Genomic DNA, 21672 nt, shown 5'->3' with positions numbered 1-21672 from the left:
CAAGTATGCTTTCCTTCGTCCAGTCTTGCACAGTCCGAGCGAGGAGCACCACGTGACACCGTCCGAGGCCGCCGGAGCCGCCGCTCCTCGTAGTGCCATCTTCGCGGCGCCTGACCTCGCGGACTTCGCGACCCGTCTCCTGCTGCTCGAGGGGGTCCCGGAACCGGACGCCGCGCTCCTGGCCGACTCCCTGGTCACCGCGGAGCTGTGGGGCCACGCCTCGCACGGGATGCTCCGGCTTCCCTGGTACCTCACCCGGCTGCGCTCCGGTGCGATGCAGGCGGTCACCGCCCCGGAGGTGGCTCGGGACAGCGCTGCCGTGGTCGTCCTCGACGGGCAGCACGGCATCGGTCAGGTGATCACCCAGCGGGCGGTCGAGCTGGGGATCGAGCGGGCCCGGACCCACGGGATCAGCGGGGTCGCGGTCCGCAACTCCGGTCACTTCGGAACGGCGGCCTACTTCACCCGACAGGCGGCCGAGGCGGGCTGCGTCGCCCTGCTCGTCACGAACGCCAGCCCCGCGATGGCGCCGTGGGGCGGCACCGTGAAGAGCATCGGCACGAACCCCTGGTCCATCGCTGCCCCTGCAGGTCGCCATGGGGTGGTCGTCATGGACCTGGCCAACACGGCGGTAGCCCGCGGCAAGGTCTACCTCGCGGCCGAGCGCGGCGAGCAGATTCCTGACGGCTGGGCCGCCGCTGCGGATGGGACTCCCACCACCGACCCGGCGGCCGCGATCGCCGGGCTGATCCTGCCGATGGCCGGTCCCAAGGGGTACGTCATCTCGTTCATGATGGACGTGCTGGCGGGGGTGCTGACGGGGAGCGCCTTCGGCGACGGCGTCGCGGGCCCCTACGACCCGCAGCGTCGCAGCGGCGCCGGGCACCTCCTGATCACCATCGACGTGTCGGCCGTGTCCGACCCGACGGAGTTCGCGGCCCGCATCGAAGCACTCGTAGACCAGACCCGTGGTGGCGCGCTCGCGGCCTGGGCGGACGAGATCCTGGTCCCCGGCGAGCTCGAAGACCGGAACCGACGTCGGCTGTCCGCCGACGGCATACCCCTGGCCCTCACCACGACCGAAGCCCTCGCCGCCCTGGGACGAGAAGCGCACGTCGTCCTGCCCAGTCCACTGTCGCCCGTCGGACCGGAGGTCCCCGCATGATCGCCCTCACCGTCTCCCTCGCCGTCATCCCCGGGAGGCTCGAAGAGTTCGTCACCGCCATCGCCATGAACGCCGAGCGATCGTTCACCGACGAACCCGGCTGCCTCTACTTCGACGTGACCCAGGACGTCGCTGACGACCACCACTTCGTGCTCTACGAGCTGTACGCCGACGATGACGCAGTGGCCGCGCACCGTGCGGCGCCCCACTTCGCCGACTGGCGCGCGGCCGTGGCCCGGTGTGTGGTGCCCGGCAGTCAGGTGAACACCCTTGCCGTGCAACGCTTCCACCACGGTGGCGAGGGACTGTGAGGATCCTCGTGCTTCCCGGCGACGGGATCGGTCCGGAGATCACCGCCGCGACCGTGGAGGTGCTGCGTGCCCTTGACGACCGGCTGGGTCTCGGGCTCGAGCTCGAGCAGCACGACATCGGGCTCGCCTCCCTCGCGGACAGCGGGTCGACCCTGCCCGACCCAGTGCTGGCGCGGGTCAGCGAGGTCGACGGCACCATCCTCGGCCCGGTGTCGCACTACGACTACCCGCCGCGCGCTGATGGCGGGATCAACCCGTCAGCGGAGCTGCGGACCAGGTTCGCCCTCTACGCCAACATCCGGCCCTGTCGGTCCGTCGAGGGACTCAGCGTGCTGCGCACGTCGATGGATCTCGTCATCGTCAGGGAGAACACGGAGGGCTTCTACTCCGACCGCAACATGTATGCCGGCGCCGGCGAGTTCATGCCCGACGAGGACTCCGCGTTCTCGATCCGCAAGGTGACGGCGACAGCCTCGCGACGGGTGGCCCGTGCGGCTTTCGAGCTCGCGCGCACCCGCCGTCGCCACGTCACCGCGGTGCACAAGGCCAACGTGCTGAAGCTGTCCGACGGCCTGTTCCTGCGCTGTGTGCGCGAGGTCGCGGCCGAGTTCCCCGACGTCGAGCTGCGCGAGCTGATCGTCGACGCCGCGGCGGCTCGGCTGATCCGCGACCCGGGCTCGTTCGACGTCGTCGTGACGACCAACATGTTCGGCGACATCCTGAGCGACGAGGCCTCCGAGCTCTGCGGCAGCCTCGGCCTCGGCGGGGCGGTGAACGCCGGCGACGGGATCTGTGTCGCACAGGCCCAGCACGGCTCGGCCCCGGACATCGCCGGGCGGGGCGTGGCCAACCCGGCGTCGCTGATCCTCTCGGCGGGCATGCTGCTCGACTGGTTCGGCGCTCGCGAGGGTCGCCCAGAGCTGCGTGAGGCCTGGCGGCTGCTCGATGCGGCCGTCACCGCCACCATCGCCGATCCCACCACCCGCACCCGCGACCTCGGGGGCACCCTCGGCACCGCCGAGTTCACCAGCGCGCTGCTCGACCGGCTGGCCGCTGTCCCGTCCACCCCCGACCAGGAGGACTCCCGTGTCTGAGCCGCAAGCCCCCACCCTGCTGATCCGCCCCGACCAGGTCCGGCCCGTCGACCGCGGGAACGGCGTCGTCACCCTCCCCTACGTCGGGAAGTGGAACTGCGAGGCGAACCGGGTCACCACCGGGCAAACCCAGTTCCAGCCGGGCACCGGACTGCCGCTGCACAGCCACAACGTCGAGGAGTCGGTCCTGATCCTCGAGGGCGAGGCGGTCGCCGAGATCGGTGAGGAGCGCTTCGACCTGGTGGCAGGCGAGGCGACCTGGGTGCCGGCCGGAGTCCCGCACCGCTTCTACAACCGTGGTGAGGGGCTGATGCGGATCTACTGGGTGTACGGCGGACGCGACGTCACCCGCACGATCACGGCGACCGGCGAGACCTTCGAGCACCTCTCGGAGAGCGACCGTGGCGGGCTGAGCACGCCATGACCACCGTCACGACCATCAACCCCGCCGACGGCAGCGTCCTCGCGGGCTACGACGCGATGGGCCCGGCCGAGATCGAACAGGCCCTCGCGGCGGGTGCCGATGCGGCCGCAGCGTGGGGGCAGGTCCCCGTCACAGAGCGCGCGGACCTGCTTGCCCGACTTGCAGTCCACCTCCGCGCCGATGCCGAGCGGTATGCCGCCCTGGTCACCTCCGAGATGGGCAAGCCGCTGGCCCAGTCCAGGGGGGAGGTCGAGAAGTCCGCAGTGACCGCGGACTACTACGCGAGCCAGGCACCCTCGATTCTCGCTGCCCGACACGTTGAGATCGACTCTCCCGCAGGCGTTTCCGCCTTCGTGTCGCCGGAGCCGTTGGGACTGGTGCTGGCCGTGATGCCCTGGAACTTCCCCGTCTGGCAGGTCATGCGGTTCGCCATCCCCACTCTCGCCGCCGGCAACGGAGTCCTGCTCAAGCACTCGCCCAACGTCACCGGGTCCGCCTTGGCTCTCGCGGACGCGTTCGTCGCTGCAGGCTTCCCGACCGGACTGTTCACCACGCTGGTCGTGGCCGAGGAGGACGTCCCGGCGACCGTGGGCCAGCTCATCGAGGACGACCGCATCGCCGCAGTGACCCTGACTGGGAGCAACCGCGCCGGCGAGATGGTCGGAGCCGCCGCAGGGCGAGCCTCCAAGAGGTCCGTCCTCGAGCTCGGTGGTTCGGACGCCTTCGTCGTCCTCGCGGACGCCGATGTGCCGGCCGCCGCAGCCGCCGCCGTCGGTACCCGGTTCACCAACTCTGGCCAGAGCTGCGTCTGCGCGAAGCGCTTCATCGTCGAGGCGCCGATCGCGGAGGAGTTCACACGGCTGTTCCTGGAGGGGGTCCGGGCGCTGGTCGTCGGCGACCCGACGGACCCGGCGACGACGGTCGGACCGCTGGCCCGAGCCGACCTGCGTGAGGCCCTGCAGCGTCAGGTCGACCTCTCGGTGGCGGCAGGGGCGACCCTCGCCGCCGGTGGTCGGAGTGTCGATGGTGCGGGGTACTTCTACGCGCCGACCGTCCTGCTGGACGCAGCTCCCGGGATGCCGGCCTTCGACGAGGAGACCTTCGGCCCGGTCGCCGCCGTGGCGGTGGCCGTCGACGAGGACGACGCGGTCCGACTGGCCAACGCCACGCAGTACGGCCTGGGCCTCAGCGTCTGGAGCCGATCGACGGAACGAGCCGTCGCCGTGGCCCGCCGGATCACCTCGGGTGCTGCGTTCGTCAATGCGGTGGTCGCCTCCGACCCCCGGGTCCCGTTCGGCGGGACGAAGCGCAGTGGATACGGTCGCGAGCTCGCTGAGGCCGGCATCCTCGAGTTCACCAACCAGCGCACCTACTGGGTGTCCAGCTGACCGCTGCGCTGCCCGTCTGTTGGAAGTGAAACACCCGGATATCCGGCAGTTTCGCTTCCAACAGAGGGCGAGCAGGTCGCCTCGTCTCGGATGCGAGACGGTATGCCGCGTTCGCAGGGCGCGATCGCGGCATACCTCCGCTGCAATGGAGGCATGACGACCACTGCCACCTCCGCGCCGACGGTCACCGTCGGGACCGGGCCTGTTTCGTTCGATGACGTCGTCGCGGTCGCGCGGCACGATGCCCGCGTGGAGATCTCGCCGGAGTCGCTCGAGGAGGTGCGGCGCAGTCGAGCGGTCATCGAAGCCCTGGCCGAGGATGCGGACACTGCCCACTACGGCGTCTCGACGGGCTTCGGGGCCCTGGCCACGCGGCACATCCCGGTCGAGCTCCGCGCCCAGCTGCAGCGATCGCTGGTGCGCTCGCACGCGGCCGGCTCGGGCGCCGAGGTCGAGCGCGAGGTGGTCCGTGCGCTCATGCTGCTGCGCATCTCCACCCTGGCGACCGGACGCACCGGCATCCGCGAGGAGACCCTGCAGACCTACGTCGCGATGCTCAACGCCGGCATCACCCCGGTCGTCCACGAGTACGGCTCGCTCGGCTGCTCGGGTGACCTCGCCCCGCTGTCGCACTGCGCGCTGGCGCTGATGGGCGAGGGCGTCGTGCGTGACGTCGCGGGCGAGAAGATGGCGACGGCCGACGCGTTCGCGGCCGCAGGCATCACGCCGGTCGAGCTGCGCGAGAAGGAGGGCCTGGCCCTCATCAACGGCACCGACGGCATGCTCGGCATGCTGATCCTCGCCATCACCGACCTGCGGATGCTGCTCAGGACGGCCGACATCACGGCTGCGATGAGCGTCGAGGGCCAGCTCGGCACCGACGACGTCTTCGCCGCCGACCTGCACGCGCTGCGCCCCCAGCCGGGGCAGGCGCTCGCGGCCGCGAACCTGCGAAAGATCATGCAGGACAGCGGGATCCGCGACAGCCACCGCGACCCGGAGGCCTGCACCCGGGTACAGGACGCCTACTCGCTGCGCTGCTCACCACAGGTGGCCGGTGCCGTCCGCGACACGGTGGAGTACGCCGCCACGGTCGCCGGCTTCGAGCTCGCCTCAGCGGTCGACAACCCGGTCGTGACCCCCGACGGCCGGGTCGAGTCCAACGGCAACTTCCACGGTGCGCCGGTGGCCTACGTGCTCGACTTCCTCGCGATCGTCGCCGCCGACCTCGCCTCGATCTCGGAGCGTCGTACTGACCGGTTCCTCGACGTGTCGCGCAGTCATGGGCTCAACGCGTTCCTTGCCGATGACCCGGGCGTGGACAGCGGCCACATGATCGCCCAGTACACCCAGGCCGCGATCGTCTCGGAGATGAAGCGGCTCGCCGTCCCGGCCTCGGTCGACTCGATCCCGAGCTCGGCGATGCAGGAGGACCACGTCTCGATGGGCTGGTCGGCCGCACGCAAGCTGCGCCGCTCGGTCGACGGCCTGACCCGTGTCCTGGCGGTCGAGCTGCTCACCGCTGCCCGCGCGATCGACCTGCGCGCACCGCTCACCCCGGCCCCCGCGACGGGCGCGGTGGTGGCTGCGCTCCGCGGAGCAGGTGCTCCGGCGCCCGGCACCGACCGTTTCCTTGCCCCCGAGATCGAGGTGGCGTTCCAGCTCGTCGCGAGCGGCGCCGCCGTCGTGGCCGCAGAATCGGTCACCGGACCCCTCAACTGAACCCACCGGCATACCCCGCTCGTCACTGAACCGTCTGACCAAGGCACTGAAGGAGAACGACATGGAAGGCGCCCGCCCCGTCCGCTCACCGCGCGGCTCGCAGCTCACCGCCCAGCACTGGGGGGCCGAGGCCCCGCTGCGCATGCTGATGAACAACCTCGACCCGGAGAACGCCGAACGCCCTGACGACCTGGTCGTCTACGGCGGCACCGGTCGGGCGGCGCGGGACTGGAAGTCCTTCGACGCCATGGTCCGCACCCTGACCAGCCTCAAGCAGGACGAGACCATGCTCGTGCAGAGCGGGCGACCGGTCGGCGTCATGCAGACCCATGAGTGGGCACCCCGCGTGCTGATCGCCAACTCGAACCTGGTCGGCGACTGGGCGACCTGGCCGGAGTTCCGCCGCCTCGAGCACCTCGGGCTGACGATGTACGGCCAGATGACCGCGGGGTCGTGGATCTACATCGGCACCCAGGGCATCGTGCAGGGGACCTACGAGACGTTCGCCGCGATTGCCGAGAAGCGGTTCGGCGGCACCCTGGCCGGCACCCTGACCCTCACGGGCGGCTGTGGCGGCATGGGTGGCGCGCAGCCGCTCGCCGTCACCATGAACGAGGGCGCCTGCCTGATCGTCGACGTCGACGAGTCGCGGCTGCGCCGTCGGGTCGAGCACCGCTACCTCGACGAGGTCGCGGACTCGCTCGACGAGGCCATCGACAAGGCCGTCGCCGCCAAGAACGAGCGGCGCGCGTGGTCGGTCGGCGTGGTCGGCAACGCCGCCGAGATCTTCCCCGAGCTGCTGCGTCGCGGCGTGCCGATCGACGTCGTCACCGACCAGACCTCGGCGCACGACCCGCTGTCCTACCTCCCCGAGGGGATCGAGCTCGGCGACTGGCACGAGTACGCCGAGAAGAAGCCGGAAGAGTTCACCGACCGGGCCCGTGAGTCGATGGCCAAGCACGTGCAGGCGATGGTCGAGTTCCAGGACGGCGGCGCCGAGGTCTTCGACTACGGCAACTCGATCCGCGACGAGGCGAGGCAGGGCGGCTACGACCGGGCGTTCGAGTTCCCCGGCTTCGTGCCGGCCTACATCCGGCCGCTGTTCTGCGAGGGCAAGGGCCCGTTCCGCTGGGTGGCCCTCTCGGGCGACCCGAAGGACATCGCAACCACCGACAAGGCCGTCCTCGACCTGTTCCCGGACAACGACCGGCTGCACAAGTGGATCCGCGGCGCCCAGGACCGGATCGCCTTCCAGGGCCTGCCTGCTCGCATCTGCTGGCTCGGCCAGGGTGAGCGCGACAAGGCCGGTCTGGCGTTCAACGAGCTGGTCCGCACCGGTGCGGTCAGCGCCCCCATCGTCATCGGCCGCGACCACCTGGACACCGGTTCCGTGGCCAGCCCCTACCGCGAGACCGAGGCCATGCTCGACGGCTCCGACGCCATCGCCGACTGGCCGCTGCTCAACGCCCTCGTCAACACCTCGTCAGGTGCCTCCTGGGTGTCGATCCACCACGGCGGCGGCGTCGGCATCGGCCGGTCGTTGCACGCCGGACAGGTGTCCCTCGCTGACGGCACCGAGCTCGCCGCCCAGAAGCTGGCCCGCGTCCTCACCAACGACCCGGCGATGGGCGTCATCCGCCACGTCGACGCCGGCTACGACATCGCCGAGCGCACCGCGCAGGAGCAGGGCGTGCGAATCCCTATGCGCGAGAGCTGAGCTCGCACCCACGATGAGGTATGCCGGGTGGCCGCCACCCGGCATACCTCGCGTTCAGGCGGGGTCGGTGACGTCGGCGACCTGGGCATCGAGCACGCGCACCACGTCGTCCGCCTCTGCCGTCGCCGCCACGCCATGGGCGCCGGCCCCGATGGAGATGAGCCGACCGGACACGGTGGCATCTGCCACGACCGGCCAGGCCGTCAGCGAGCCGAACGGCGTGATGGTGCCGCGCTCGTAGCCGGTGACCTCCTTGGCGGTCGCGGCATCGGGCATCGACATCCGGTTCACCCCCAGCAGGGCACGCAGCTTCGGCCAGGAGATCTCCCGGCCTCCCGGCACCAGGACGAACAGGTAGTCGCCTTCTCCCCGGCGCACCACGAGCGTCTTGATGATGTCGCTGGGTTCGACGCCTCGCGCTGCGGCGGCCTCTTCGAGCGACCCGACCCGACCGTGCCGCGTGATGGTGTGCTCGATGCCGCTGCTGTGCAGGGCCGCCGCTGCGCGGTCCGCGCCGTCCTCACTCATGCGGCCAGCCTAGGCGCCGAGGCTGGTCGCGCCCGGCCCGCTCGGACCGGGCCTGTCTCCGATCCGAGACGGATTGACCGGGGAGCCCCCGCATCATCGCGTCCGCTGGTGTGGAATGGTCTCGTGGTCGGTCTGCGCCATCGCGGACCGCCCCCAGTCCAGCCGCCGCCAGAGAGGGCACCGTGAGCTTCGAGTCGATGTGGGCTGACCTGCAGCCGGTCGGACGCAGCGCCCAGTCGGGTGGCTACCGACGATTTGCCTGGACCCGCGAGGACCATGACCTGCGCGAGTGGTTCGGGGGCGAGTGTGCCGCTCGAGGTCTCGACCTCACAGAGGACCGGATGGGCAACCAGTGGGCCTGGTGGGGTGACCCCGACGCAGCGGCCTCCGCCGGCGACAGGGGCGTCGTCACCGGGTCGCACCTCGACAGCGTTCCCGATGGCGGCGCGTTCGACGGTCCGCTCGGCGTCGTGAGCGCCCTGGCGGCGATCGACGTGTTGCAGGACAAGGAATTTCAGCCCTCCCGACCGATCGGCGTGGTGAACTTCGTCGACGAGGAGGGTGCCCGGTTCGGTGTCGCCTGCGCCGGGTCGCGAGTCATCACCGGAGCCATGACCGCGCGACGGGCCCGCAGCCTCACCGACACCGACGGCACCACCATGGCCGAGGCCCTCAAGGCGGCCGGCCGCGATCCGCACCAGATCGGCCGCGACGACGACGCGATGCGCAGGATCGGCAGCTTCGTCGAGCTCCACGTCGAGCAGGGCCGCGGACTCATCGACCTCGACCACCCCGTGGCTGTCGGCAGCGACATCTGGCCGCACGGCCGGTGGCGGATGGACTTCACCGGCGAGGCCAACCACGCAGGCACCACCCGGCTCGAGGACCGCCACGACGCGATGCTCGCGTATGCCGCGGCCGTCCTCGCCGCGCGCGAGGCCGCGACCCAGCACGGTTGCGTGGCGACGGTGGGCAAGGTCCACGTCGTCCCCGGCGGCGTCAATGCCATCCCCAGCGCGGTGACCGGGTGGCTCGACGCCCGTGGGGCGAGCCCTCGCGCCGTGCGCAGGGCGGTCGCCGACATCACGGCGATGGTCGAGCAGTCCGGGGGTCAGATCACTGAGGAGTCGTGGACGCCGTCGACCCCCTTCGACGCCGCACTGAGCGCCCGCCTCGGGACCCGGCTCGGCGGCATACCTGTCCTGGGCACCGGTGCGGGCCACGACGCAGGAATCCTCGCGAACGCCGGCATCCCCACCGCGATGCTGTTCGTCCGCAACCCCACCGGCATCTCGCACTCGCCCGAGGAGCACGCCGAGCTCTCCGACTGCCTCGAAGGTGTCGCAGCCCTGACCGCGGTCCTCGAAGACCTGGCGGGGGCGCCGGCGTGACCACCGCGGGATCGATCAACCCTGGATCGACCAGCTATTGGGCCGAGCACGCCTGGCTCCCCTCTGGGCTGGCGACGGGTGTCCGGTTCGAGGTCGTCGACGGCGTCTTCGCCGGCGTGCACCGCCGGGGCCGGGCCGAGGCCGGCGACGAACGGCTGCACGGGGTCGTTCTGCCGGGCTTCGCCAACTCGCACAGCCACGCCTTCCACCGCGCCCTGCGCGGGCGGACGCACGGGGACGGTGGCAACTTCTGGACGTGGCGCCAGCAGATGTATGCCGTCACGCGGCACCTCACGCCCGACACCTACCTCGCCCTGGCGCGGGCGGTCTTCGCCGAGATGGTGCTGTCCGGGATCACCGTCGTCGGCGAGTTCCACTACCTCCACCACGACGTGGGCGGGCGGCCGTATGCCGACCCGAACGCCATGGGGGAGGCGCTCATCGAGGCCGCGCGGGACGCGGGTCTGCGGCTCACCCTGCTCGACACCTGCTACCTCGCCGGTGGTCTGGCGGGCGACGGGCACGTGCCGCTCGACGACGTGCAGCGACGGTTCACCGACGGCAACGTCGACGCGTGGGCTACCCGCGTTGCCGCCCTGACCCCTGACCCGACCACCCGGATCGGCGCCGCCGTGCACTCGGTGCGGGCCGTGCCCCGCGACGACCTCCGGGCGATGGCCGAGGTGACTCGCGGCCGCACCGTGCACGCCCACGTCAGCGAGCAGCCGGCCGAGAACCTCGCCACCCAGATGTTCTACGGGGCGACGCCCACCGAGCTCCTCCACGACGCTGGGCTGCTGGGCGAGCGGTTCAGTGCGGTGCACGCGACCCACCTGTCCGACCGGGACATCAGCCTGCTCGGCCAGTCGGACTCGACGGCCTGCTTCTGCCCGACGACGGAGCGCGACCTCGCCGACGGCATCGGTCCGGCCAGGGCCCTGGCCGATGCGGGCGCCCGGTTGTCGCTCGGCTCCGACCAGCATGCCGTCATCGACCCGTTCGAGGAGGTGCGCGGGCTCGAGATGCACGAGCGGCTCGCCAGCAACGAACGCGGCCGGTTCACCGCGGACGAGCTCCTGACGGCAGCGACCGTGGACGGCTACCGCAGTCTCGGCTGGCAGGACGCTGGTCTCATCGCCGAGGGGGCCGCAGCGGACTTCATCGTCGTCCGCACCGACACGGTCAACACGGTCGGCGCCAAGGCGGGCCAGATCCTCTACTGCGCAACACGATCCGACGTCGACCGGGTGGTCGTCGGCGGCCGTACCGTCGTGGAATCGGGGCGTCACCTGCTCGGTGACGTCGCCTCGATGCTCGGCAAGGCACTGTCCGACGTGAGGGAGCACCAGTGAGCAGCACCGTCGTCACCGGTATCGCCGAGCTCATCACGTGTGACGGGTCCACCCCTGACGGGCTCGGCATCGTCGCGGATGCGGCGGTGGTCATCGAGGACGGCCATGTCGCCTGGCTCGGCCCAGCATCGGACGCTCCGATGGCTGACCACCAGGTCGACGTGGGTGGCCGGGCGGTGCTGCCGGGCTTCGTCGACTCCCACTCGCACCTCGTGTTCGCGGGGGACCGCGGCGACGAGTTCGCTGCGCGAATGGCCGGCACCCCCTATGACGGCGGTGGGATCGGCGTCTCGGTGGATGCCACCCGCACCGCCACCGACGACGAGCTGCGTTCGCTCGTCGCCGCCCGGGTGGCCGAGATGCGCGCGCAGGGCACCACCACCGTCGAGATCAAGAGCGGCTACGGCCTGACGGTCGAGGACGAGGCGCGGGCCCTGGTGATCGCTGGGGAGTTCACCTCGGAGACCACCTTCCTCGGCGCCCACGTGGTGCCACGCGAGTATGCCGGCGACCGCGCGGCATACCTCGAGCTGGTGACCGGGCCGATGCTGGCCGCGGCGGCTCCGCACTCGAGGTGGATCGACGTGTTCTGCGAGCCGTACTCGACGCACGCCTTCACCGAGCACGAGGCACGGACCGTGCTGCTCGCCGGTCGCGAGGCGGGACTCGAGCTGCGGGTGCACGGCAACCAGCTCGGCCACGGTCCCGGAGTCCAGCTGGCCGTCGAGCTCGAGGCCGCGAGCGTGGACCACTGCACCTACCTCTCGGACGCCGACGTCGACGCCCTTGCCGGTGCGGCGGACACCACGGTGGCGACCCTCCTCCCGGGGGTGGAGTTCTCGACCCGCTCTCCCTACCCGGACGCCGCGGCCTTGCTGCGCGCGGGCGTCTCGATCGCGCTGGCGACCGACTGCAACCCCGGCACCTGCTACTCGTCGTCGATGCCCTTCGTCATCGCGCTGGCGGTGCGCGAGATGGGTCTGACGCCGGCTGAGGCGGTGCTCGCGGCGACGGTGGGGTCGGCGAAATCGTTGCGGCGCAGCGATATCGGTCGCCTCGTCCTGGGGGCGCGAGCCGATCTCACGGTCCTGGACGCACCCTCACACGTCCACCTGTCCTACCGCGCCGGGGTGCCCATCGCGCGCGCCCTCGACCTGCCGGTCGACGAGGTGTGAGCGGTCAGGCGTCGCCCTCCTGCATCGCCTTGGGCAGGTGGCCGGCCGACTTCTCGTAGTACTCGGCGGCCTTCCGGGTCGCGATGACCTTGGCCGCACCGGCGGCGAGACCGGTCAGGGCCGCGAAGGCGATGGCGTCCCGCCACGGGGTCCGAGGGTCGCGGGGGTCGACCACGGCGTCGCGGCCGGCCTTCTTCCACACGGTGGTGACCAGCTTGTTGGCGACGACACCTGCGAGCACCGCCGATCCGGTCCCCAGCACTCGCCACACCAGTGGTCCCATGTCGCACACCTCTCCGAGTTCCGGTCGCCGCAAAAGTGCCACTGACCTGCGGCTCCACCCTGCCACACGCAGGAGTATGGTTCGACACGTAACGACAGGGGAGCGCGTGAGCGCTGAGAGTGCGGGAGACCGCAGACCCTCACACCTGATCCGGTTCGCACCGGCGTAGGGAGTCGAGAATCTCAGACACCTGTCGGGCGAAGTGCGCCACCACAGGTGTCCTTCTCTCGGCAAGGGGTCTCCCCGAGGCATCCACCGGATTCCACGGGAGAAGAACACATGAGCAGCATCAACACCCCGGCCACCTCGGCCGACACCACGTCCGCCTCGGCCGACACCACGTCCGCCTCGGCCGACACCTCGTCCGCCTCGGCCGACACCTCGTCCGCCTCGGCCGACACCTCGTCCGCCTCGGTCGACCCCACGCCCACCATCGCACGTCGCGGCAGCATCCGCGCGTCGGCGCCCCTCGCCGGGTGGCGCACCGTCGACCTGCTCACCGTCGCGTTCCTCGGAGCAGCGTTCGGCATCGCCTACTGGGGCTGGGGCCTGGCCTACGAAGCCCCGGCCAACGCCATCAGCGCCGGGTTCCCGCCGCTGTCCGGCCTGTTCGCCGGTCCCTGGTTCATCGCCGGCGTCGTCGGCGGCCTGGTCATCCGGAGGCCCGGTGCGGCGCTGGCCTGCGAGGTCATCGCCGCGCTGGTCTCCATGCTCCCCGGCACCCAGTGGGGAGCCACGACGCTGGTCTCCGGCATCGTCCAGGGCGTGGGCACCGAGCTCGCCTTCGCACTCCTCGGCTACACCGCCTTCGGGCTCGTCGCCGCCATCGCCGCCGGCGCGCTCGCGGGGCCGCTCGAGGCAGGGTACGAGGCGACCAACTGGATCAAGGACTGGGCGCTCGGCTGGAAGTTCGCGTATGCCGGGATCCTCACCGTCAGCGGCGCCGTCGTCGCCGGCGCGGGTGGCTGGCTGTTGACCAAGGCCCTCGCCAGGGCCGGGGCGCTGGGAGCCTTTCCCGCCGGCCAGGAGGAACGGGAGTCGCGCGCTGTCTGAGCACCTCGACGTGACCGCCGGGCGGGGTCGGTCGCATGCCGCGACCGACCCCGTCGAGGTCGCTGCGCCCCGGGGGCGGGTCGAGGTCAGTCAGCTGAGGTGGCGTCCGTTCGGTCGACGAACAGCGGTGATCCCGGGTCTCGACCTCGACATCCCGGCCGGTCAGCGGGTGCTCCTCGTCGGTCCGAGCGGCTCCGGGAAGTCGACGCTGCTCCGGGCGCTGGCAGGGGTGCTGGAGGTGGCCGACTCGGGAGAGCGGTCCGGGACGGTCCGGCTGGACGGCGCCGAGCCCGGGTCGCGGGCCGGTGCCGTCGGCCTCGTCCTGCAGGAACCGGGCGCCGGCATCGTGTCGGCCACGGTGGGCCGGGACGTCGCGTTCGGCCTCGAGAACATCGGTGTGGCCAGGCCCGACATGCCTGCCCGGGTCGCTGCTGCGCTGGCCGCGGTCCGTCTGGACATGCCCCAGGACACCCCGACCCACGCCCTGTCGGGGGGAGAGCAGCAGCGCCTGGCGCTGGCCGGTGCGCTGGCGCTGGGGCCCTCGCTCCTGCTGCTCGACGAGCCGACGGCGATGCTCGACCCCGACAGTGCCGCATCGGTCCGAGCCAGCGTCGCCGAGGTCGCCGACGCCCAGCGCCTGACCACGGTGGTGGTCGAGCACAAGCTCGGTCCGTGGCTCGACTTCGCGGACCGGCTCGTCGTGCTCGACCACAGCGGTGCCGTCGCTGCCGATGGTGACCCGCACGAGGTCCTCGCCCGCCACGGTGCGAGCCTGGCCGCCGAGGGGATCTGGGTCCCGGGCGTCGCTGGACCCGCACCCCTCGAGCTGCCCGCAGGCACCTTTGACACGAGCCCGATAGGGGCGAACGTCGTCGCGCTCTCGGCCGAGGACGTCACGGTGCGTCGCAGCGTCCGGCGTCTCGACGGGTCGACCCGTACGACAACGGCCGTCCGGGGCCAGGCGTTGGCCGCCCGCGCCGGACAGGTCCAGGCCCTGGTCGGCCCGAGCGGGTCCGGCAAGTCGTCGATGGTGCTCGCGATGGCCGGCCTGCTCGAGCACGCAGGGTCGGTAGCCGTCCATCCCGACCTGGTCCCACACGGCTCGGGCCGGGCCGGTGGCTCGGGCGGCGCTGGTGGCCCTGGTGGCCCTGGTGGCCCTGGTGGCCCTGGTGGCCCTGGTGGCCCTGGTGGCCCTGGCGGCCCTGGAGGCTCGGGCCGCGCGGCTGGCGCAGACCCCGCAGGCTGGAGCACCACCGACCTCGCTCGGGTTCTCGCCTGGGTCCCGCAGTGGGCCAGCTCGACCCTGGTCGCGCACACCGTGCTCGACGAGGTGATGACGACCTCGCGCGCGCTCGCACTGGTGGAGACCGAGGCGCTCACCCGGGCCCGCACCCTGCTCGACGTCGTGGGCCTGGCGCACCTGGAGCAGGTCGATCCGCGTCACCTGTCCGGTGGCGAACAGCGCCGGCTGGCCGTGGTCTCCGCGGTGGTGCACCACCCCGCGGTGCTGCTCGCCGACGAGCCCACGGTCGGGCAGGACCGACTCACCTGGGCCGCCGTCACCGGGGTGGTCACAGCCCTCCGCGACGCGGGGTCAGCCGTCATCCTCACCACCCATGACGACGACGTCGTCGAGCTCGCCGACCGCACGACGGCCATGACGCGCCCCGAGCAGTCGCCACCCGCGCCAGCACCGAGACGACCCCTGGTCGCGCGGTGCGGTCCGCTCTCCCTGCTCGCGGCCGCCGTCCTCGCGATACCGGCCGGCGTGCTCTCGCCGCACTGGACCACCAGTCTGGTCGTCCTCGGGATCCAGGTGCTGCTGGCAGTGGTGGCCCTGTGGGCCCCGTCCCGCGATGCCGACACCGGCGCCCCGGCCCCAAGGAGCCGCGCCAAGGCGGTGTTCCTGCGGATGCTGCCCGGGCTGGTGGGAGGCCTGTCCGTCGCGTGGTCGACGTGGCTGCTCGGAGGCCATGACCTTTCCACAGGATTCACGGCGGGACTGCGGGTCCTCATCATCGTGCTCCCCTCGGCCGTGCTGGTCCGCTACGTCGATGCCGATGCGTTGGGCGACCACCTGGCCCAGCAGCTGCACCTGCCGGCCCGTCCGGTGGTGGCCCTGGCGGCGGCGCTGCAGCGGGTGCACACGTTCGGCGACCTCTGGACCGAGATCGCCCGCGCCCGTCGCGTGCGCGGGATCGGTGCCACGGCCCGGTCGCCGCGCTCCGTGCTGGCCGAGCTGTGGGCGCTCACGATCGGGATCCTCGTGCGTTCGCTCCAGGCCGCAGCCACGCTGGCCGTCGCGATGGACGCGCGAGGGTTCGCCACGGCATACCGGCGCACCTGGGCGGCGCCGGCACCGTGGCGCGGGGCGGACTGGCTGGTCGTCGTGGCCAGCGTGCTGCCGGTGCTCGTGGCGGCCGCCGGACGCTGACCCGCTGCGGTCCGGGTCTTGTGCGGCGTGGGTGACCGGAGCAAGGTGAACCCCATGAACCGTGTCAGCGACGCCGCGGGTCCAAGCACTCCCGAGCAGATCCGCAACGTGGTCCTGGTGGGGTCGAGCGGGGCCGGCAAGACGGCTCTGTTCGACCAGTTTGTGGCGGCTCGGATCCCGGGCCGCCGCGCTCGTGAGGGGGACTCGTCGGCGACGTTGTCGCTCGCCGCAGCATCGGTCCCGACCGGCGAGGTGACCGTCAACCTGCTCGACACCCCCGGCCACCCGGACTTCATGGGAGAGGTGCGCGCGGGGCTGCGTGCCGCCGACGCGGCCGTGTTCGTCGTGTCCGCGGCGGACGGCGTCGACGAAGCCACCCGCCTGCTGTGGCGAGAGTGCGACGTGCTCGGTATGCCGCGGGCGGTCGTCATCACGCGGCTCGAGCAGGCGCGGGCGGACTTCGAGGCGACCGTGGATGCCTGCCAGCGGGCGTTCGGCGACGCCGAGCCACTGGCGCTGCCGCTGATGGTCGACGGCACGGTGACCGGGCTGCTCAACCTGTTGCGCCGCACCGTGACCGAGCAGCAGCCGGGTGGCGGTGAGGCCGACCGGGAGCCGAGCGTCGACGAGGCAGAGCTGATCGACGCCCAGCGGGGCGAGCTGATCGAGTCCGTGATCGAGGAGTCCGAGGACGAAGGGCTCCTCGAGCGCTATCTGGGGGGTGAGGAGATCGACACGGAGGTGATCTCTGGTGACTTGCGACTGGCCATCGCCACGGCCCGGTTCTTCCCGATCCTGCCGACTCATGCGCCCACCGGAGCGGGGATCGAGGCGCTGATCGAGCTGTGCGAGAAGGGATTTCCCTCGCCGGTCGGCGCGGCAGTGCCAACCGTCTACACGTCGGCGGGTGGTGATTTCGGCACCGTCACCTGTGACCCGAATGGCCCGCTGGTGGCCGAGGTGGTGCGGACGACGACCGACCCGTTCGTGGGCCGTCAGTCGCTGGTCCGGGTCTTCTCCGGGACGCTGCATCCCGACGACCCGGTGCACATCTCGGGGCACCTGCAGCACTTCGCCACCCACCTCGTGGACGAGCACGCCGACCACGACTCCGACGACGAACGCGTCGGTCCGCTGGCCGCGCCGGTGGGCGACGAGACCCGACCGATCGGCGCAGGGATCGCTGGCAACATCGTCGTGGTGTCCAAGCTCGCCGGCGCGGAGACGTCGGACACGTTGTCCCGCAAGGAGAAGGCCGCCCTCGTCGAGCCGTGGGTGCTGCCCAACCCGCTGCTGCCGGTGGCCATCCACGCGAGATCCAAGGGCGACGAGGACAAGCTGGCGACGGCCTTGCAGCGGCTCGTGGCCGAGGACGTGACCATGCGGCTCGAGCACAACGCCGAGACGCACCAGCTGGTGCTCTGGGCGATGGGACCGGCCCACGTCGACCAGCTCATCGCGATGCTGGCGGCGCGCTACCACGTGCCGGTCGAGGTGGAACCGGTGCGGACGTCCCTGCGCGAGACGTTCGTGCGTCCCACCAAGGTCCAGGGCCGGCTGGTCAAGCAGTCCGGCGGGCACGGGCAGTACGCCGTGTGCCACCTCGAGATCGAGCCGTTGGAGCGTGGGGCGGGGATCGAGTTCGTCGACAAGGTGGTCGGCGGTTCGGTGCCTCGCAACTACATCCCCTCGGTCGAGAAGGGCGCCCGCCTCCAGCTGGAGAAGGGCGTGCTCGCGGGCTACCCGGTCGTGGACGTGCGGATCACCCTGGTCGACGGCAAGTCCCATTCGGTCGACTCCTCCGACATGGCCTTCCAGACGGCTGCCGGGATGGCGCTCCGCGAGGCCGCCAACGACTCCACCGTGGCCATGCTCGAACCCGTGGACGAGGTGCACATCGAGGTCAGCGACGAGGCGGTCGGCGGCGTGCTCGCCGACCTGCGCGGCCGACGCGGGCAGGTCCACGGCACCGAGCCGTCGGAGTTCGTGGGGCGCACCGTCATCCACGCCGAGGTACCCGCTCATGAGCTGGCCCGCTATCCGGTCGACCTGAGGTCGGTCTCCCACGGCACCGGCTCGTTCACCCGCAGCTTCGTCCGCTACGACTACATGCCACCCGCCCTGGCCCGAGAGGTGACCGCAGGCTGAGCTCGCCTGTTGGAAGCGGAACTTCCGGATATCCGGAAGTTCCACTTCCAACAAGGGGCCGGGCGGCCGGCGGGTGCCCTAGGCGAAGAGGTCGCCGGCTGTTTCGACGCGGCCCCGCCGCACGAGGTAGCCGTGCCACAGCAGCCGCGCCGCAGTCGAACGGTGCGGTCTCCAGCGCTCGCCCAACACCTCGAGAGCCGCCTGGTCGGGGACGGCGTCGAGCCCGAGGGTCTCAGCGGTCGCCACCTGGAGCGCCCTGTCGCCGACCGGCCACAGGTCTGGACGGCCCAGGCAGGCCAGCAGGTAGACGTCGGCGGTCCAGCGACCGATGCCGGGCAGGGCGGTCAGGGCGCGACGGACGGCCTGGTCGTCGAGGTGGGCGAGTCCGTCGAGATCGAGGTCGCCCGTGTCGACCGCGACCGCCAGGGCGCGCAGGTAGCGGTCCTTCTGCCGGGAGACCCCGTCGAGCCGCAGCTCGTCGGGAGTGGTCGCCAACAGTGCGGCCGGCACCATCGTGCCGACGCGGTCCAGGACCTTGCGGTATGCCGCCGCGGAAGACGCGAGGGACACCTGCTGCTCGAGGATGAACAGGACCAGGCTCGGGAACCCGGTCGGGCGCAGCCACAACGCCGGGACCCCGTGGGTGGCGACGAGCTTCGCGAGCCGTGGGTCGGCCGCCGTCAGGTCGGCCACGGCGCGTTGGAAGAGCTCGTCATCCACGCGGCGACGCTATCCGAGGAGCGGACTGCCGAGTGGTCAGCCGGCGCGCAGCCGCTGGCGCTGGTCGCGCAACGCCTGGACCTCGGCCCAGTAGGCCGCCCGGGAGGCGTCTGGCGTTGGCGTCGCGGACCTCGGCGGGCGGACCACCCGAAGGTGTGTGGTGCGTTGTTCGGCCATGGCACAGACGGTAGGACGCACCACCGACAGCGGGACGTCCGTGCCCGCCCGCGCCGTGCTCGGGACGGGGTGAGATGGTGCGGAGGTGGCGTCTGACGGCGGAAAGGCGCCGCCAGACGCCACCGGCCAGCCGGCGGGTGGGGGGACCCGCTCAGGCTGGCTCGCCCTCGAGGTCCCTCGTGGCGATCCCAGGGGGACGATCGCGCAGGAACCGGGCGAGGTTGGTGACCAGTCCGAGCGTGCCGGTGGGGGTACCGGCGCTCGTCGTGGTGGTGTCAGGGCCGAGGCCGACAGGGCCGAAGGACCGCGGTCTCGAGCGTGGCGTCGTCGTCATGCCGCAGACCGTGGTCGGTCGGTCTTCAGGGGCGCCTGCTGTGCGGACCGGCTCGTGCCCGCAGTGAGCTCGGCAGCCGCGTCGTAGGCGTACGTCGTGCGCCACAGGACGTCGGACCAGTCGTATGCCGGGCGGACAGTGGCGTTGTGCCGCTGGATGCGTGCCCGCGCGGCGGCGTCGGTGCAGAGCAGCGCGAGCTGGCCGACCATCTCGGCGTCGGTGCGCGCCAGCAGTCCCTCGACGCCGTCCGCCACGAAGTCGGCCACGCCCGTGCCGGCCCGTGCCACGACGGCCAGCCCCGAGGCGCGGGCCTCCAGTGCGGCGATCCCGAACGACTCGAGCGTGGCGGGGGCGACGAACACGTCTGCCCGTTCGTAGAGGGCCCGGATCTGGTGGTGCTCCAGGGCGCCGGGCGCCTCCACCCATCCCTGCATGCCCCAGTCCGAGATCCGGGCCTGCAACCGGCCCAGCTGGGGTCCGTCGCCCACGAGCACCACGCGGACCTCGACGTCCGAGGGCAGGGCTGCTCGCACCCGACGCAGCACGGCCAACAGCCGCAGGGGGCGCTTGCGGCGGGCGACTCGCATGACGCTGACGATGGTGACCGGTCCACGCTCCTGCCCCGATGGTGTGGAGTCGGCCGCGTGCGCCGCCGCCCAGAGATCCGTGTCGACAGCGTTGGGGAGGATCAACACCGGTCGACCTCCGAGGACGCGGCGCACCGGGTCGGCTGCCGCCTCGCTCACCGCGGTCCACTGGATCGAGAGCTGGTCCCAGCCGCGAGCCAGCGCCGCGGCACGGAACAACGGCCAGGCCGCAGCCCACATCGAGTGCACCGTCGCCACGGCCGGAACTCGTTGCGCCGCAGCGATCTCGGCCGCGCGCAGGGCGAGCGGAGAGATCGCAGACACGTGCGCGTGGACCATGTCCGCCTCCGCCACCAGCGCGCGCATGGCGCGGGCATCTCTGACCACCATGACACCGTTGGAGTCGACCCCGGTCGGTCCCGGGGTGCGGGTGAGCACGGTGACGTCGTGCCCGGCGGCGGCCTGGTGGGCGGCGAGGTCGTGGACCAGTACCTCGATGCCACCCACCGTGGGGGCGTAGGTGTCCGTGGCGTGCAGGATCTTCATCCGGGCACCCGAACTGCGCGGCTGCGAGCCACGAACCAGCCACCCAGCCACACGCCGCCGACCGGGATCTCGAGCAGGAAGATGAAGCCGCGGTAGAGCAGGACGCCCGCGGCGACCGTCAGCGGGTCACCGCCGAGGGCGACCAGCGCCGCGACCGTCCCGGCCTCGGTCGTCCCGGTGCCGCCGGGCGTGACCACGACGAGCGAGAGGAGACGTTCGACCGCGAAGCCGGTCAGGACGGCATACCAGGGCAGGTCCGCGGCGACCACGTGCAGGCACCCCCAGAGGAGCGCTCCCTGGAGGAGCACGTAGGCGCCCATGCCGGTGGTCAGCTGCGGCCAGGTGCGCGAGGCGACGGCACGCACTGCACCGCGCGTCTCTAGGACGCTCCGGGTGAGGCTCCCCAGCCACTTCTCGCCACGGCCGCGCAGGACCAGGCGGAGCACCCGCACCAAGGCATCGACCGTGCGGGTGGCTGCCCGCTCGCTGCCCAGGGCCCCGAGGATGGCGATGACCACCGCCAGCAGCAGGAGCGAGGCGACCGCAGCTGTGCTGCGCAGGAGGTGGCCGGTGGCGTGCCCGGTGAGCACGAGGGCGGCGATGGCGATGACGGGGAGCAGCAGCTTGGCGAGGACGTCCCAGATGTTCGTGACGATCGTGAACGCGGCGAAGGCGGTCTCGCGGAACCGCCAGGCGCGGATCATGGCCAGGTTGGTCCCGACCCCGAGCGCCCCACCCATCGGCGCGACGTTGGAGACCGCGCTGCCCGTCAGGCTCAGGGTCAGCGCTCGGCGCCGGCTCAGTCCGGGGAGGCCGCCGGTGAGCACGAACGAGTGGGCGAAGAGCCCTGCCGCCCAGAGCAGGGCCAGGGCTGCCAGCTGGGGTGTGCTGACGCGGGCGAGCACCTCGCCGATCGCGGACCACCGGGCACCTGCGAGGGCGGGGACGACCCAGCCGAACATCGCCCCGGTGACGGCGATGCCGGTCACCACACGCACCGCGCCGGGCACCGTGAAGCCCCGCCGCGGTGCGGTCGGCGCTGCCAGTGCTGACATGGGGTCCCCTCGATCGGCAGGTAGCTGCGGTGGCTACCGGGCCCCACCATGACGGCTCGAACCTGAGC

The 21672-nt window shown here is 71.9% G+C and carries 20 protein-coding genes and 1 riboswitch; of the genes, 13 read left to right on the top strand and 7 right to left on the bottom strand.

The genetic code is table 11. The features are described 5' to 3' along the window. Positions 1–52 precede the first annotated feature (52 nt). The 7 genes from EAH86_RS09150 to hutU all read left to right on the top strand — a co-directional run bounded on the left by EAH86_RS09150 (position 53) and on the right by hutU (position 7821). Positions 53–1165, top strand: coding sequence for an Ldh family oxidoreductase (locus EAH86_RS09150; protein WP_241668298.1), 1113 nt, complete (start codon positions 53–55; stop codon positions 1163–1165). Further along, a complete protein-coding gene (locus EAH86_RS09145; RefSeq protein ID WP_140739472.1) occupies positions 1162–1476 on the top strand; it encodes a putative quinol monooxygenase in 315 nt (104 codons plus the stop codon). The genes EAH86_RS09150 and EAH86_RS09145 overlap by 4 nt, the downstream gene beginning before the upstream one ends. Continuing rightward, a complete protein-coding gene (locus tag EAH86_RS09140) occupies positions 1473–2570 on the top strand; it encodes an isocitrate/isopropylmalate dehydrogenase family protein (RefSeq protein WP_140739469.1) in 1098 nt (365 codons plus the stop codon). Before EAH86_RS09145 ends, EAH86_RS09140 begins: the two co-directional genes overlap by 4 nt. Next, the gene (locus EAH86_RS09135) at positions 2563–2994 is read left to right on the top strand and encodes a cupin domain-containing protein (RefSeq protein WP_140739466.1); all 432 of its coding nucleotides are present in this window, start codon (positions 2563–2565) and stop codon (positions 2992–2994) included. Before EAH86_RS09140 ends, EAH86_RS09135 begins: the two co-directional genes overlap by 8 nt. Next, positions 2991–4382 carry an aldehyde dehydrogenase family protein gene (locus EAH86_RS09130; RefSeq protein ID WP_140739463.1) on the top strand — a complete coding sequence of 464 codons (1392 nt, stop codon included), beginning with the start codon at positions 2991–2993 and terminating at the stop codon, positions 4380–4382. The genes EAH86_RS09135 and EAH86_RS09130 overlap by 4 nt, the downstream gene beginning before the upstream one ends. A 153-nt stretch (positions 4383–4535) precedes the next feature. Continuing rightward, on the top strand, positions 4536–6104 hold the full coding sequence (hutH, locus tag EAH86_RS09125; protein WP_140739460.1) for a histidine ammonia-lyase: 1569 nt from the start codon (positions 4536–4538) through the stop codon (positions 6102–6104). A gap of 61 nt (positions 6105–6165) precedes the next feature. Then, positions 6166–7821: a urocanate hydratase gene (hutU, locus tag EAH86_RS09120; RefSeq protein WP_140739457.1), complete on the top strand. Its 1656-nt coding sequence runs from the start codon at positions 6166–6168 to the stop codon at positions 7819–7821. 54 nt (positions 7822–7875) lie between these two features. On the opposite strand, the gene EAH86_RS09115 is transcribed toward hutU, so the two are convergent. Continuing rightward, positions 7876–8349: an aminoacyl-tRNA deacylase gene (locus tag EAH86_RS09115; RefSeq protein WP_140739454.1), complete on the bottom strand. Its 474-nt coding sequence runs from the start codon at positions 8347–8349 to the stop codon at positions 7876–7878. 182 nt (positions 8350–8531) lie between these two features. Here EAH86_RS09115 and EAH86_RS09110 point away from each other — a divergent pair, with 182 nt between their 5' ends. Genes EAH86_RS09110 through hutI form a run of 3 tightly spaced genes read left to right on the top strand, consistent with a single transcriptional unit; the run spans position 8532 to position 12267 of the window. Further along, on the top strand, positions 8532–9740 hold the full coding sequence (locus EAH86_RS09110; protein ID WP_277752325.1) for an allantoate amidohydrolase: 1209 nt from the start codon (positions 8532–8534) through the stop codon (positions 9738–9740). Continuing rightward, positions 9737–11092, top strand: a complete 1356-nt coding sequence (locus EAH86_RS09105) for a formimidoylglutamate deiminase (protein WP_241668297.1) — start codon at positions 9737–9739, stop codon at positions 11090–11092. Before EAH86_RS09110 ends, EAH86_RS09105 begins: the two co-directional genes overlap by 4 nt. After that, on the top strand, positions 11089–12267 hold the full coding sequence (gene hutI / locus EAH86_RS09100) for an imidazolonepropionase (protein ID WP_140739451.1): 1179 nt from the start codon (positions 11089–11091) through the stop codon (positions 12265–12267). Before EAH86_RS09105 ends, hutI begins: the two co-directional genes overlap by 4 nt. A 4-nt stretch (positions 12268–12271) precedes the next feature. On the opposite strand, the gene EAH86_RS09095 is transcribed toward hutI, so the two are convergent. Then, a complete protein-coding gene (locus EAH86_RS09095; RefSeq protein ID WP_140739449.1) occupies positions 12272–12550 on the bottom strand; it encodes a DUF4235 domain-containing protein in 279 nt (92 codons plus the stop codon). A gap of 86 nt (positions 12551–12636) precedes the next feature. Further along, positions 12637–12739: riboswitch (TPP riboswitch) on the top strand. Positions 12740–12829: 90 nt separating this feature from the next. On the opposite strand from EAH86_RS09095, the gene EAH86_RS09090 reads away from it, so the two are divergent. The 3 genes from EAH86_RS09090 to EAH86_RS09080 are packed head-to-tail and all read left to right on the top strand — an operon-like array spanning position 12830 to position 18185. Then, a complete protein-coding gene (locus EAH86_RS09090; RefSeq protein WP_194150769.1) occupies positions 12830–13603 on the top strand; it encodes an ECF transporter S component in 774 nt (257 codons plus the stop codon). Positions 13604–13613: 10 nt separating this feature from the next. Then, the gene (locus tag EAH86_RS09085) at positions 13614–16037 is read left to right on the top strand and encodes an ATP-binding cassette domain-containing protein (RefSeq protein ID WP_140739446.1); all 2424 of its coding nucleotides are present in this window, start codon (positions 13614–13616) and stop codon (positions 16035–16037) included. A gap of 54 nt (positions 16038–16091) precedes the next feature. Continuing rightward, complete coding sequence (locus tag EAH86_RS09080; protein WP_140739443.1) at positions 16092–18185, top strand: elongation factor G-like protein EF-G2; 2094 nt, start codon at positions 16092–16094, stop codon at positions 18183–18185. A gap of 78 nt (positions 18186–18263) precedes the next feature. Here the strand turns inward: EAH86_RS09080 and EAH86_RS09075 are convergent, their stop codons facing one another. The 5 genes from EAH86_RS09075 to EAH86_RS09060 form a co-directional block, all read right to left on the bottom strand. Beyond that, the gene (locus EAH86_RS09075) at positions 18264–18905 is read right to left on the bottom strand and encodes a DNA-3-methyladenine glycosylase family protein (RefSeq protein WP_140739440.1); all 642 of its coding nucleotides are present in this window, start codon (positions 18903–18905) and stop codon (positions 18264–18266) included. A 36-nt stretch (positions 18906–18941) separates the two neighbouring features. Next, complete coding sequence (locus EAH86_RS20200) at positions 18942–19082, bottom strand: hypothetical protein (protein ID WP_161988612.1); 141 nt, start codon at positions 19080–19082, stop codon at positions 18942–18944. Positions 19083–19233: 151 nt separating this feature from the next. Then, positions 19234–19416: a hypothetical protein gene (locus tag EAH86_RS09070; RefSeq protein ID WP_140739437.1), complete on the bottom strand. Its 183-nt coding sequence runs from the start codon at positions 19414–19416 to the stop codon at positions 19234–19236. Then, a complete protein-coding gene (locus EAH86_RS09065; RefSeq protein WP_140739434.1) occupies positions 19413–20549 on the bottom strand; it encodes a glycosyltransferase family 4 protein in 1137 nt (378 codons plus the stop codon). Before EAH86_RS09065 ends, EAH86_RS09070 begins: the two co-directional genes overlap by 4 nt. Beyond that, entirely contained in the window at positions 20546–21604 is a 1059-nt protein-coding gene (locus tag EAH86_RS09060) for a lysylphosphatidylglycerol synthase domain-containing protein (RefSeq protein ID WP_140739431.1), read from the bottom strand. Before EAH86_RS09060 ends, EAH86_RS09065 begins: the two co-directional genes overlap by 4 nt. Positions 21605–21672 lie beyond the last annotated feature (68 nt).

Origin of the sequence: Pedococcus bigeumensis (assembly GCF_006438965.1) — a bacterium.
Classification (GTDB): Bacteria; Actinomycetota; Actinomycetes; order Actinomycetales; family Dermatophilaceae; genus Pedococcus; species Pedococcus bigeumensis_A.
This window is presented reverse-complemented; position numbering and strand designations above follow the sequence as displayed.

Excerpts from the sequence above, each read along its gene's own strand:
- EAH86_RS09145 (WP_140739472.1), top strand. The coding sequence starts at position 1,162 with ATGATCGCCCTCACCGTCTCCCTCGCCGTCATCCCCGGGAGGCTCGAA.
- EAH86_RS09130 (WP_140739463.1), top strand. The coding sequence starts at position 2,991 with ATGACCACCGTCACGACCATCAACCCCGCCGACGGCAGCGTCCTCGCG.
- hutH (WP_140739460.1), top strand. The coding sequence starts at position 4,536 with ATGACGACCACTGCCACCTCCGCGCCGACGGTCACCGTCGGGACCGGG.
- hutU (WP_140739457.1), top strand. The coding sequence starts at position 6,166 with ATGGAAGGCGCCCGCCCCGTCCGCTCACCGCGCGGCTCGCAGCTCACC.
- EAH86_RS09115 (WP_140739454.1), bottom strand. The coding sequence starts at position 8,349 with ATGAGTGAGGACGGCGCGGACCGCGCAGCGGCGGCCCTGCACAGCAGC.
- EAH86_RS09095 (WP_140739449.1), bottom strand. The coding sequence starts at position 12,550 with ATGGGACCACTGGTGTGGCGAGTGCTGGGGACCGGATCGGCGGTGCTC.
- EAH86_RS09090 (WP_194150769.1), top strand. The coding sequence starts at position 12,830 with ATGAGCAGCATCAACACCCCGGCCACCTCGGCCGACACCACGTCCGCC.
- EAH86_RS09080 (WP_140739443.1), top strand. The coding sequence starts at position 16,092 with ATGAACCGTGTCAGCGACGCCGCGGGTCCAAGCACTCCCGAGCAGATC.
- EAH86_RS20200 (WP_161988612.1), bottom strand. The coding sequence starts at position 19,082 with ATGGCCGAACAACGCACCACACACCTTCGGGTGGTCCGCCCGCCGAGG.
- EAH86_RS09070 (WP_140739437.1), bottom strand. The coding sequence starts at position 19,416 with ATGACGACGACGCCACGCTCGAGACCGCGGTCCTTCGGCCCTGTCGGC.
- EAH86_RS09065 (WP_140739434.1), bottom strand. The coding sequence starts at position 20,549 with ATGAAGATCCTGCACGCCACGGACACCTACGCCCCCACGGTGGGTGGC.
- EAH86_RS09060 (WP_140739431.1), bottom strand. The coding sequence starts at position 21,604 with ATGTCAGCACTGGCAGCGCCGACCGCACCGCGGCGGGGCTTCACGGTG.